12 protein-coding genes are annotated in these 12,983 nt (G+C 41.6%); 6 read left to right on the forward strand and 6 right to left on the reverse strand.

Annotated elements, in window-relative coordinates; all coding sequences use genetic code 11:
• Positions 1-106: 106 nt before the first annotated feature.
• Entirely contained in the window at positions 107-604 is a 498-nt protein-coding gene (locus tag NDN13_RS09510; protein ID WP_241271271.1) for a thioesterase family protein, read from the reverse strand.
• A gap of 170 nt (positions 605-774) precedes the next feature.
• Here NDN13_RS09510 and hemB point away from each other — a divergent pair, with 170 nt between their 5' ends.
• Positions 775-1,788: a porphobilinogen synthase gene (gene hemB / locus NDN13_RS09515; RefSeq protein ID WP_005190886.1), complete on the forward strand. Its 1,014-nt coding sequence runs from the start codon at positions 775-777 to the stop codon at positions 1,786-1,788.
• Between the two features lie 300 nt (positions 1,789-2,088).
• Positions 2,089-3,210, forward strand: a complete 1,122-nt coding sequence (thiO, locus tag NDN13_RS09520; RefSeq protein ID WP_251118068.1) for a glycine oxidase ThiO — start codon at positions 2,089-2,091, stop codon at positions 3,208-3,210.
• Here the strand turns inward: thiO and NDN13_RS09525 are convergent.
• The 3 genes from NDN13_RS09525 to NDN13_RS09535 form a co-directional block, all read right to left on the reverse strand.
• Positions 3,196-4,101, reverse strand: a complete 906-nt coding sequence (locus tag NDN13_RS09525; RefSeq protein WP_251118069.1) for a TIGR01777 family oxidoreductase — start codon at positions 4,099-4,101, stop codon at positions 3,196-3,198. The genes thiO and NDN13_RS09525 overlap by 15 nt on opposite strands.
• 85 nt (positions 4,102-4,186) lie before the next feature.
• Positions 4,187-4,633 carry an ABZJ_00895 family protein gene (locus tag NDN13_RS09530; RefSeq protein WP_016164472.1) on the reverse strand — a complete coding sequence of 149 codons (447 nt, stop codon included), beginning with the start codon at positions 4,631-4,633 and terminating at the stop codon, positions 4,187-4,189.
• A 290-nt stretch (positions 4,634-4,923) separates the two neighbouring features.
• Positions 4,924-5,376: a GNAT family N-acetyltransferase gene (locus NDN13_RS09535; protein WP_251118070.1), complete on the reverse strand. Its 453-nt coding sequence runs from the start codon at positions 5,374-5,376 to the stop codon at positions 4,924-4,926.
• 157 nt (positions 5,377-5,533) lie between these two features.
• Here NDN13_RS09535 and NDN13_RS09540 point away from each other — a divergent pair, with 157 nt between their 5' ends.
• Positions 5,534-5,911, forward strand: coding sequence for a VOC family protein (locus NDN13_RS09540; RefSeq protein ID WP_251118071.1), 378 nt, complete (start codon positions 5,534-5,536; stop codon positions 5,909-5,911).
• A 29-nt stretch (positions 5,912-5,940) separates the two neighbouring features.
• Here the strand turns inward: NDN13_RS09540 and NDN13_RS09545 are convergent, their stop codons facing one another.
• Positions 5,941-6,723 carry a crotonase/enoyl-CoA hydratase family protein gene (locus NDN13_RS09545; RefSeq protein ID WP_251118072.1) on the reverse strand — a complete coding sequence of 261 codons (783 nt, stop codon included), beginning with the start codon at positions 6,721-6,723 and terminating at the stop codon, positions 5,941-5,943.
• Between the two features lie 164 nt (positions 6,724-6,887).
• Here NDN13_RS09545 and NDN13_RS09550 point away from each other — a divergent pair, with 164 nt between their 5' ends.
• From NDN13_RS09550 to NDN13_RS09560, 3 genes are read left to right on the forward strand one after another with little or no spacing between them, the layout of a single operon-like run.
• Complete coding sequence (locus NDN13_RS09550; RefSeq protein WP_159884770.1) at positions 6,888-8,138, forward strand: exonuclease SbcCD subunit D; 1,251 nt, start codon at positions 6,888-6,890, stop codon at positions 8,136-8,138.
• A 9-nt stretch (positions 8,139-8,147) separates the two neighbouring features.
• On the forward strand, positions 8,148-11,744 hold the full coding sequence (locus NDN13_RS09555; protein WP_251118073.1) for an AAA family ATPase: 3,597 nt from the start codon (positions 8,148-8,150) through the stop codon (positions 11,742-11,744).
• Between the two features lie 39 nt (positions 11,745-11,783).
• Positions 11,784-12,452: an HAD family hydrolase gene (locus tag NDN13_RS09560; protein WP_251118074.1), complete on the forward strand. Its 669-nt coding sequence runs from the start codon at positions 11,784-11,786 to the stop codon at positions 12,450-12,452.
• Between the two features lie 117 nt (positions 12,453-12,569).
• Here NDN13_RS09560 and NDN13_RS09565 read toward each other — a convergent pair whose 3' ends face one another.
• Entirely contained in the window at positions 12,570-12,965 is a 396-nt protein-coding gene (locus NDN13_RS09565; protein WP_251118075.1) for a hypothetical protein, read from the reverse strand.
• Positions 12,966-12,983 lie beyond the last annotated feature (18 nt).

Here is a 12,983-nt window from a genome sequence, read left to right on the forward strand (position 1 = left end):
CACTTAAATCGTTCAAAATAGGAATACGATATCGACGCGAAAAAAGGAAGCGGTGTTCAGGACAGAAACTACTGCCTAAAAGACAGCAGAGCTTGTGCCATCTAAATTAATAGGCATACGAGGCAATTGCGGTTGCAATCGCTTTACCTTCATCATTGACCATGGTCATACGCATGGTGCAACCTTTACGACCTAGACGTAAGGTTTCAGCACGGGCAATAAAATGTTTGCCACGTCCTGGTGCCAGATAATCCACCCGCATATCCACCGTGGCTAAACGCGATACTTTTTTGATGGTATCGGGTAAATCTTCTGGTGTGGCACGGCGATAAAGCTGCTCCATCGCAACCACCCCACCAATACTGTCCAGAATCGTCGCAGCAACGCCACCATGTAAAATCTGAAATGCAACATTCCCCACCAGTTCTGGCTGCATCTCAAAATATGCTTCAATCTGATCATCCACCACTCGCATGACCATTCCACTGTATTTAAAAAATGGACAGGCATTAAATGCCTTACACAGCTGTTTCAAGACCACTTGGTGATCTGCCTTGGCACCTAGCTGAATATTCCCAGTCCAGTTTTTCTTTACATCATTCATACGCGGCCTACACTCAATGGAAAGAATAACTTTCCATTATTTTGCACAAATCTAAAAATATGGGGCTACAATAGCGGGGTTCTGTAATTGGGTAACAGCGCTAAGCTCTCCCTAGCCTGACTTAATACCTCAATTATTCCTATAGTGTAATACTGAACATCGAGATTGTTATGACTTATACGTTCAATCGTCCAGCTTTTCCTGCGACTCGCATGCGCCGTATCCGTAAAAATGACCAACTTCGTGCCATGGTTAGTGAAACGCATTTAACTGCGAATCATTTGATTTATCCAGTGTTTGTATTACCAGGACAACAACAGACCCAAGACATTCCAAGCATGCCAAATGTGCAACGCTTGTCGGCTGACTTATTACTAAAAAAAGCAGAAACCTTGCTTGAACTCGGGGTTTCGAAACTTGCCTTATTCCCTGTCACACCACAACAAGATAAAAGCTTAACAGCGGAAGCTGCTTGGGATGACAATGGCTTGGTTCAGACGACCTGTCGCCTACTCAAAAAAGAATTACCAGAGATGGTCTTGATTACCGATGGTGCACTTGATCCTTATACCACGCATGGTCAGGACGGTATTATTGATGACACGGGTTATGTACTCAATGATGAAACCGTTGAATGCTTAGTGAAACAAGCACTCAGTCATGCTGCGGCTGGTGCCGATGTAATTGCCCCAAGTGACATGATGGATGGTCGTATCGGTGCGATTCGTCAAGCACTAGAGCAAAACGATTTTATCTACACCAATATCATGGCCTATTCAGCAAAATATGCCTCAAGCTTCTATGGCCCATTCCGTGATGCGGTGGGTTCTGCCAGCAACCTGAAAGGTGGCAATAAATACAATTACCAAATGGATATTGGCAACCGCGCCGAAGCCTTGCATGAAATTGCGCTGGATCTGCAAGAAGGTGCGGATATGGTGATTGTCAAACCGGGTATGCCTTATCTAGATGTGGTTCGTGAAGTTAAAGATACCTTTGGTGTTCCGACATTCATTTATCAAGTTAGTGGCGAATATGCCATGCTTGCGGGTGCGATTCAAAATGGTTGGCTCTCTGACAGCGTGATTCTAGAATCATTGATGTGTTGCCGTCGTGCAGGTGCAGATGGGATCTGGACATATTTTGCGGAAGATGCAGCACGTAAATTAAAAGAGATGAAATAATTTCCTTTTATTTAGAATGTTCTAAAATTTGATACGCGGAAACGTCATCTGCAACCTGCACAGTGCTAACAAGATATAAGATATTGGACTTATAGCTGGATGCATAAAGCTGAAAAAATTGAACAGGTTTTGCAGATGACAATGCCTTTGCTTACTTTGGGCAAAACCAAAGTAAGTCCAGCTGAAAGCTAATCCTAAAATAGATTGAGAACTCGGCAAGACTCCGCCGCGTATTTATTCTGAGTAATTTAAATCAAATTTGGGTGCTCACCCCAATTAAGCAAATAAAACTGGTTTAACATGCATATTGCCATCATTGGTGCGGGTATTAGTGGCTTAATGTCAGCATTGGAACTTGCTGAACAAGGCTGCTCTGTCGATATTTTTGATCAACAGCTTGCTGGTCAAGCAGCCTCATGGGCGGGTGGAGGTATCCTTTCCCCCATGTATCCTTGGCGTTATGCACCCGAAGTGAATCAGTTAGCCCAATACGGTAAACCGCTCTATCAAACATGGAATGAAAAATTGCTGCCCATCACTGGCATTGATTTTCAAATCCACGATACAGGTATGCTGATTTTCGATCAGGACGATTTCGAAGTTGGTTTGAATTATGCCACGCGACATCAAGAGCCGATGCAACACTGTGAACTGCTTGATCGTACTCAACTCCAGCAAGTTAACGCTCATATTTCAGCACAATTCCAACAAGCTATTTATTTCCCACAACTCTCGAATGTCCGCAATCCACGCTTATTACAATCATTAATTTGCTATTTAAAACAGCACCCTGCGGTACGTTTTTTTGAACAGTGCCCTGTGGAAAAATTAATGATTCAAAATAAAAAAGTTCAAGGGATTGAAACGGAAGATGGTCAGAAATTTAGCGCAGATCATGTCGTGATTACGTCTGGGGCATGGAGTCAGCAATGGGCCGAGCAAACCCAACGCAATATCCCCGTGCATCCCGTACAAGGACAAATGCTGTTATTTAAAACCCCTGAAAACTGGCTTCCAACCATGTGCATGAATCGGGTGATGTATCTGATTCCACGTCAAGATGGTCACATCGTCTGTGGTTCCAGTATGGCAGAGACTGGTTTTAGCACTGCCGTAGATGAACATACTCAACAGGATATTCTCACTGCCTGTTTAGAGATGGTGCCTGAATTAGCGCAATTTCCAATTGTAAAACGCTGGGCAGGTTTACGTCCAAGTTCTCCACAGGGCATTCCCTATATCGGCGCAATGCCTGAACTGGAAAATCTTTGGACCAATTTTGGACATTTCCGCAATGGTCTATGCATGGGCGCTGGTTCAGCATGTCTGCTGCGTCAGCTGATATTAGGGCAAGAGACACTGGTTGATCCGAATGCTTATTCACCGCTGCGCTTAAAGCGACAGGATTTAATTTCTTGCTAAAATTGCAGTTAATGCCACATTTAAATCTGGATATTGAAATTGAAAACCCTGTTCCAGCAAGGCCTTGGGCGCCACATATTGGCCATTTAAAATAAGCTGCGCTTGCTCGCCAAGCATCGATATAAATACACACTTAGGCATTCGCATAAAAGGTTTGCGCTTTAAAATGTGGGCAGCCGTTTGAGCAAATTGTTGTTGATTGATTTGTTCAGGTGCGACAAGGTTATACACCTTTTGACTGTGATTGGATTGCAATAGAAAAACCATAGCATTTAGTACATCTTGGATATGAACCCACACGATCGGTTGTCGTCCCGAACCAATTTTTGCAACCGCATTCAATCGAATCGGTAACAGCATTTGTGGCAAAATCCCGCCCTGCCCAAAAACCACACCTAAACGAATGATTTTGGTATTTTGTTGGCTAAATTTTAAAGCGGCTTGTTCCCACTTCTGGCAAAGTTCAGACATAAAAATCGCTTGCGGTGCTGTATTTTCATCACAAACAAGCTTCCATTGTTCTTGTGGATCAATACCGTAATAACCAATCGCAGAACCAGAAATAATACATTTCGGAAAAATTTTCCGTTGTTCCAACCATTGATACAGTTGCTCTGTCACCTCAACACGGCTATGTATTAATTGCTGTTTACGTTGTTCCGTCCAGCGTTTTGCACCAATATTTTCACCAGCCAGATTAATCACATAATCAATCTGTTGCGTTTCAATTTGATCAAAATCACTCACCCAACGTAGCGCTGAATGCTGAGAAACTCGATTTGGCTGTCGGGTCAGTGCAATAATTTGATATTGTCGTTCCAATAAAAAAGGCAACAAATGAGAACCAATAAATCCACTTGCGCCTGTGATTAAAACCGTCTGTTTTTGCATCGCACCCTCATCCTGCATGATATTGATCAGCTCGATATCTCAGTCTTAGCAGAATGAAAGTGAATTACAAGTGAACTTTGTTCAACTAGTTGAACATTTTATTGGCCATTCGCTGTGCTTGCGGTCCATAAAACCAATAGGTAATTAAGAATAACGGTACAGCAATCACAAACCACATCGCCAATACCGTCAGCAAAAATTGGGGCTGTTTCAGATAGAGTAAAAAGTTCTGCCAAACTTCGGGATCTTTCCGTGCAAAAATAAACAGACCGAGAAGTAAGCCACATGCGTTATAGCCCCAAAAGATCAGACTAAAGCCGATACTTAAACGTTTCCGTTCCTGTGGCGTCGGTGCACGGCGTTGTTGCTTGAGAAATTTGAATAAAATAACAATGATCGCAATTAAATAAGGAACCGCAGTCAACACGCCACCAATACTATTGGGTAAAATAGCGGCCAGTACACCTGCCAACAATGTTGCAGTAAAACAAATTATAAAAAACCAGAGATAGTACAAACGCAATGAAATCATAAAGATAAACCTAATTAGACTGGCTTTAGAAAATAATTATAAATTTTTTTCACTTTTTTTTCATTTTTATGTCAACCAATCCTCAACCAGTAGCGTTATATAAGGTACAAGGTCGCAGCAACCGATTGTACATTGCACGGCATCCGCAATGTTTTCGGTGACCTTTCATTATGACTCTCCATCTTTAACAATGGTTGTGTTAGCAGCCAGAACCATTGAAAAAGATTTTGACCGACGATTTATCATCACTCGAATCGTCGGTTTTTATTTGCCTGACATTTGTATTTTAATTAAACCGTATCGGCAACATACATTTTAATCAGTCCACCCTCATCTTCTGTCACCGTGGTTAAAAATGTCCAGCCACACTTTTCGTAAAAATCATCTAGGTCAGTCACCAAATAGAGCTTTTCAAATCCCAAACTTTTCATTTCTAATCGAGCAAAATCCAGCAGCTGTTTGGCGATATTTCGCTTTCGATAAGCAACCTCAACAAACAAAGCACACAGGTTTGGGCTGAGATCTTTGCGCTCGTGGAAATCATTGTCGATCACCCCAGTGCCCGCAATGATCTGCTGTGTATCATCGAGAATCACATACCATTGTGGAATTCCGTCTGGCTGTTCAATCGAGCTTTGAATACTATCCCGATAGGCCTCAACAGGAATCCCCCATTTGTCCGAAAACCACATTGAAGCCTGTTCTCGTAATTCAGGATGATTCGCTAATTTAATAATTTTCATCAATACAGGATTAACCTCTTATATCTTACTCAAATGTATTCAACGCGATTTTATGATCAAACCGCAAAATGCGCACCTGCTTACATAAATGTCTCGTGTTTCAATTCCATATCTCTTTAGAATAATTTTACGACCATAAAAATTAAGGACAGATTGAATGAACAACATTATTTATTTTGAAATTCAGTCATCAGATCCACAACGTGACGTCCACTTTTATCAATCCGTGTTTGGCTGGACATTTGAAAAAGTAGAAGGCTTACCTATTGAATATTATCGTATTGTAACAACAGGAATTCATGGTGGTTTATTACAACGTCCTGTAGCAACGCCACCGACTGGATGTGGAACCAATGCCTTTACCTGTAGTATAGAGGTGGCAAATTTCGATGAAACTGCAGCTAAAATTTTAAGTTTAGGTGGGATTACCGCTATGGATAAGTTTGCAATCCCGAACCGCTGTTGGCAAGGCTATTTCATCGACCTCGATCATAATACCTTTGGGATTTGCGAAATCGATGAACAGGCGCAATAACTTGCTAAACTCAAGTTAAAGTAAAATGATTACCGCCCCTTAAACTGTGGTGGCCGTTTTTCTAACATAGCGCGAACCCCTTCTTGAGCATCTTCCGATACAAACAGCGGCATCAAATAATTGTTCATTTTTTCAAATGCAACTGTTTGACCTTCCACGACTGCATCGGTTGCAGATGCCAATAAAGCTTGCACTGCCAACGGTGCGGCACTACAAATCTCTTTGGCAATTTCCAAGGCACGTTCAAGTTGTTGCCCTGATTCAACCACTTCAGACAGGAGATTCAACTCATAGGCTGTTTTGCTATTAAACGTTTTACCCGTCAATAAATAAGGCATGGCTTTTTGCCAACCCGCAGCTTGTACAAAACGCACCGTTGCCCCGCCAAAAGGCATAATCCCACGTTGCACTTCAAGCTGACCAAAGACCGTATTTTCACTGGCAATCACCACATCAGCATTCAGCATGAGTTCCACGCCAGCAGTATAACAAATCCCTTGGACAGCCACCACCACAGGTTTGGTTCGATGCCGCCCGCCCGTTCCCCACGGATTAATCTGATCAGCCTCAAAATTAAAAATACCTTGTGAAATTTTGGACTGTAACTCCACCAGATCTAGGCCCGCAGTAAAATGGTCGCCATGCGCAAAAATCACCGCGCAGCGCAGTTCTGGGCTATTTTCATATTCAGTTAAAGCTTGAGATAGATCATGAATCATATGGCTATCAAAAGCATTGCGCTTTTCCACACGATCAAGACCAATCAACATGATCTGATCCATGATTTCACGGCTTACTTGACCTAAGCTCATTTTATCTATCCTCATTGTTAAAATAATGGCATTGAGATCAAACTAGAGCATCGTTGAAAAATGATCAAGGCAGATCTTGTAGTGCTTTTCTGCTCATCAAGGCTCTCCCTTCCACCTGAATACGTGCTACCTTATTCGGGTTTATTTTATTTTTAGATTCATTTATGACCGTGCGTTTTTTTCATACGTCTGACTGGCATTTGGGGCAGTTTTTTTATAATCATTCCCGCCACTACGAACATGAACAATTTCTGACATGGTTACTTGAGCAGATCAAAGCCAAACAACCGCATGCATTATTAATTGCGGGTGATATCTTTGATGTGATCAACCCGAGCTCACAGGCACAAAAACAACTCTATCAATTTCTTGCCGATGCACATGAGCTTGCCCCACATATGCAAACCTTAATGATTGCTGGCAATCACGACTCAGGTTATCGGATTGAACAAGTTGAACCCTTATTAGAAAAATATAACGCCAAAACGGTCGGTGTGATTCGCTGGAATCAAGATAAGACCCTCGACTTAGAGCGTTTAATTTTGCCGATTTATAATGAACAAAAGCAGATTGTAGCGTGGTGTATTGCCCTGCCATTCCTACGTTCAGCTGAAATTACAGGCTTTAATGAGCACACCACCAACAGTCAAAATGCGATTGCTTATCTACACCAACAGTTAATCGAAGAAGCCAAACGTCGTAAAACCGATGATCAGGCCCTGATTCTGATGTCGCATGCGCATATGCAAGGCGGAGAAACCTCCGATTCAGAACGGCCGATTATTATTGGTAATGAAGAAGCCCTATCTACAGCTCTGTTCGACGACAGCATTGATTATGTGGCACTGGGGCATTTGCATAAACCGCAAAAAGTACAGCATCCACATATTCGTTATAGCGGTTCACCAATTCCACTGTCATTTAGTGAAATCAACTATAAACACCAAGTGGTTGAAGTCACGATTGATCCTAAAAAAAGTGAAGATTCGTTTAACTTTGAAGCTTTAGCGATACCACGAAGTATTCAACTGCATAAAATTAAAGATGAACTTACTGTAGTCATGCAGCGCCTTCGTAATCTGCCAAATGAACCGATCGAAAATCTTGAGCATCGTGAATATGTCGATATCGAATATCATACCTCGACGCCACCACAGCCCAATTTACGACAACAATTTGAAGATGCCTTGCCCAAAAATCGTTATCGACTGGTGCGCATTTCCAGACAATATCTCTCCAATGAAACTAATGCCGAAAGCAAGCAGAGTATTAGCTTAGAACCACCGACACCTGAAAAACTATTTCAGCAAATTTGGGAGAAAAAAGGCTATCACGCCGATGATGAAGTCACTCAAGACTTTATGAGTTTGGTCGCAGAAGCGCAAAAGCAACTTGAAGATGATCAGACTGTTTAAGGAGCTGCCATGAAAATTTTATCAATTCGACTGAAAAATTTGGCATCTCTGGCAGATGAGCATTTTATAGATTTTGAAACTGAGCCTTTGGCCAGTGCTGGACTGATTGCCATTGTTGGAAAAACGGGCGCAGGTAAATCTACGATTCTAGATGCCATGTGTCTGGCCTTATTTAATAAAATTCCCCGCCTCAAAGAAAGTGACGGCAAACTGTTAGATGTCGATGGTTCGGAACTGCTGACCAACTCCCCTTTAACGGTTCTACGTCGCGGTACAGGACATGGTTTTGCCGAACTGTGTTTTGTGGCACAAGATCAGAAACATTATCTCGCACGTTGGGAAATTAAACGTGCCCGTGAAAATGCCAGTGGCAAACTGCAAAGTGTGCAACGCTCACTCAAATGCCTGACTGACGGCGTGGTGATTGCAGATAAAACCAAAGCGGTTGAAGCGCATATTCAACAGATTACCCAACTGAGTTTTGAGCAATTCACCCGTGCGGTACTGTTGGCGCAGTCTGAAGTCACCGCTTTTTTAAAGGCACGCGATAATGAGCGTGGTGAATTACTCGAATATCTGACCAATTCCAGTATTTTTGCCAAAATTGGACAACTGGCGTTTGAAAAAACCCGTGAAATTAGCAACCAACGCAAGCAACTGGAAAATGTGCTCGGCCATATTGAAATTCGTTCAGATGAAGAAGTTGCCGAGTTACAGACTCAATTTCAGCAGATACAACAACAGGTTCAACAGCTTGAAACCGACAAAATTCAGCTTAATCAACAGCAACAATGGTTTGAACAGCGACAGAAACTCGAAACTGAAATTACACTAAAACAGCAACAGCATGACATTCAAATTCAAGCACATCAGGCTTTAGCCGCAGATCGCAATCGACTCAGCCAACTCGAAACCTTTTCAGGCATTCGTCCGATTGTGTTCCAACAGCAACAATTGGAAAAAGCACTGCAACAGCTTGAACCACAGATTCAACACAAGCAGCAGCAATTTACCGCTGTAAGCACCCAATTTGAGCAAGAAAAAACAGCTTATACGCAGGTTGAAACGGCCTTACAGCAATTTCAGAGTTTTGAACAAAACCATCAGCAAGAACTCACCCAAGTGCGTAAATATGTACAGGAACGTGAATACATTGCTGATGAATATAAGAAAACCAAAGTTCGCCTAAACCAAAACGAAGCGCAACAACAACCATTACTTGAACAACAACAGCAGTTTGAACAAAGTCGCCACAGTCTATCCATACAACAACAAAACTGCTCTGAACAGCTGCAACAGAGCGCACAATTCTCCACTTTAGATAAAGGCTTGAATGCACATCTTCAGCAGCTAAAGCAATTTATTCTACAATACCAAAAAGTCGAACAGAATTTAGGTTCAATTCAACAAGCCCAATCCAAGCTTGAACAAGATCAGATCGTATTGAATGAGCTCATTCAAAAATTTGGCGCACCACAACAGATTGAAAGCCAGCTTGAACAGAAACAAAAACTCAGGGAACAACAACAAGCCCGATTGAGTCAACTGGATCTGATTCAACAAAAACTACAGCATTATTTTGAACTTAAAAAAGAACGTGATGAACTAAGCCATAAGCTCAATAGCACACAGCAGCAACACCAGCAGCTTGAACAACAACTGCAAACCAGCCAAGGTGAATTCCAGTCTGCCAAGAATGAGCGGGAAAAATTGCAGCAAATGTTGCAACAACAGCGGTTATTACATGCTGAAAATATTGAACATCTCCGTGCAGAACTCAAACACGGCGAAGCCTGTCTGGTCTGTGGCAGCACCGAACACCCTTACCGTGATGATGCCAGTCAGCTCTCCAAAGCCTTGTATGAGCTGCAACAACAGCAAGAGCAACAGGCCATTCAACAAGAGCAGCAGTGCTTTCAACTTTGGCAAAACACACAGCAGCAATTTACCCAGATTCGTACCGAACTGACTCAATTGCAATCTGCCATGCAACAAGCGGATGACAAATTCAAACTGCAACATCAAGAATTAGTCAAACATGCAGCACAGTTCGACATTCAGTTAGATTTAACCCAGTCGCATGCGGAAATCACTACAGTTCAACAGCAATACATCAATGAAGCAACCCAGTTCAAACAGCAGATTGAAATTGAGTTACAGCAACTGCATCAGGCCAATAAAGACCACTATCACCTGACTCAAACGATTCAAAATATCCGCTATCAACTGGAAAGCGTACAGCAGTCACAGCAACAGATTCAGCATGTTGTGGATTGCCTGAGCAGCGATGAACAAAGCTTATGGCAGCAGCAAATGCTGAGCTCTGCCCAACAGCTAGCACAACGTTTACAGCAACGTGTTCAACAGCTTGAACAAGATGAAACACTCAGCAGAAAACAACAGCAGCTTGAACAGCAACTGAATCTATTAAAGTCCAATTTAACCAGCTTGATCGCTCAACATGTGGAGTTTAGTCAGCAACTCAAAGATGTCGAGATTAAGGGCAAACAAAATACAGAGTCAGCGCATCAATTGATTGTAGCGATGACAGGTTTAACCGAACTTAAAGCCAATGAATGGTTAAACCAACACGACCAACAGCGTCAGCAACTCCAAAATCAATATCAGCAGATCAAACAGCGTTTTGAACAGGCTCGTCAAAGCTTTGAACAGCAGAAAAATGAACTGGAACAGCTCAAAGCCCAACAGCAGCAGCAACAAGCTACCCTTGTCCAATCCAAGACTGAAATCCGAGCATGGTTAGACCAGCATCCTGAATTTGAAGACCATCTATTAGCGGATTTACTTGCTATTCGTGCTGAGCAAGAGCAGCACATTCGAACATCGCTACAACATGCAGAACGCTTGCTCAATGAGGCCGCCTCTGCATTGAAAACGTTGCAACAGCAATTACAGACACATCAGCAACAACAGCCACCCATCGAACACAACCAGTTGCTTGAGCACATCCATCTCAATCATGAAAAATTACAGCAGCAAGCTGAACAACGTGATCAATTCAAACTGAAACTGGAACTACATCAGCAAAATGTTGCCAAGCAAAAGCAATTTGCAGATCAGATCCAGCAGATTCAGCAGCAGGAACACCGCTGGAATAAAATTTCCAGTTTGATTGGTGATTCTAAGGGTAAAGATTTCCGTGATTTAGCCCAGCAATATAATCTGGATATTCTGCTGGAATATGCCAACCAACAACTCACCATGTTGTCACAGCGTTATACCTTAAAACGTTTGGATAACTCCCTCAGCCTAGCCATCATTGACCATGATATGGATGGAGAAACCCGCTCCGTGGCTTCACTATCCGGTGGAGAGTCCTTCCTTACTGCTCTTGCAATTTCCTTGGCAATTGCCAACATGGCCTCAGGTTCCATGAAAATCGAATCACTGTTTATTGATGAAGGTTTTGGGACGCTGGATGCCTCTTCCTTGCATATGGTGATGAATGCGCTGGATCAATTACAAAGCCAAGGCCGTAAAGTGGTGTTGATCTCGCACATTCAGGAAATGCATGAACGAATTCCTGTACAGATTCAGGTACAGCCGATTGGTTCAGGTTCGAGTCGGATTGAAATTGTTGGTTAAAGCATTATCATGATTAAATAATCACCATGCTTAAATCACATGAATCAGAAAAAAGCTGTTATTTTTGACCTTGATCAAACCTTACTTGATCGAACGACGTCATTAATAAAATTCCTCACTTGGCAGGTTAATTTCTTTCAATTGGTACCTGCCGATGACAGAGAAAAATTTATCCAGCGCTTTCTTGGATTAGATGATAATGGCAAAGTTTGGAAAGATCGTGTTTATGAAAATCTGATTCAGGAATTTTCAATTCAACATCATTCTAAAGAAATCCTTTTAACCACTTATATCAATGATTTTAATAAGTTTTCATGCTGTTTTGAACATGTAGAAAACGTCATCATCCAATTAAAACAGCAAGGCTATTTAATTGGATTAATCTCTAATGGCAGAACACCCTTTCAAGAACATAATTTTTATGCGCTAGGGCTGACTGAATACTTTTCTAGCATCATTGTTTCCGAGGCAGTCGGACTCAGAAAACCAGATCCCGCAATTTTTCTATTATCTTGTCAGCAGCTTGGTGTTCACCCACAAGATTGTATCTTTGTCGGAGATAATGAACTGGCAGACATACAAGGTGCACAGGCTGTCGGGATGAAAAGCATTTTCTTTCATCCCAATCCAGCGATTTCCTCAGCAATAGCTGATCAAAATCTTCATGATTTTAAAAACTTCATCGAAACATTAACATGCTTAGAATAAATGACTTAAAAAAGAAAATATGCACAAAGACCTTTAAAAATTCAGGCATAACCATTTGGTCAAGTGCGAAGTCATTTAAGGGATGAATTAGGTTCTAATTGCACCCCTTTTTGAACTTTAAATTTTGTTGTAGGCTGTTTTCATCTCAGCACAAACAGATTTGGTTTCGAGCACAGACTTTTGAAAGCCCTTTAAAGTATCATCAAATGTTGTATATTCTTTGGCAAACTCTTGGTCAAACTGTTTTCTATATTTTTGATTATTATTAAACATCTTAACAATTTGATTTTGATGTACACATGCCCAATGCGCATCAATGACCTCATCTTGTTGCGAATCATTTCCAGTATTTTCCGCTAGTTTTGCAATTAAAAACATAAAAGTTTCTTTAAAATCCTGATATGTTTTATGCTCAGAAATAACTGCTTTTTCAATTTCAGGTGTTGGAGTTGCCTTACTAGAAGTACATATAACAACAATTAAAACAGTCAATATGCATTTTGCGATATTCATTTATATACCTACATTTTA

Source organism: Acinetobacter sp. C32I (assembly GCF_023702715.1).
GTDB lineage: Bacteria > Pseudomonadota > Gammaproteobacteria > Pseudomonadales > Moraxellaceae > Acinetobacter.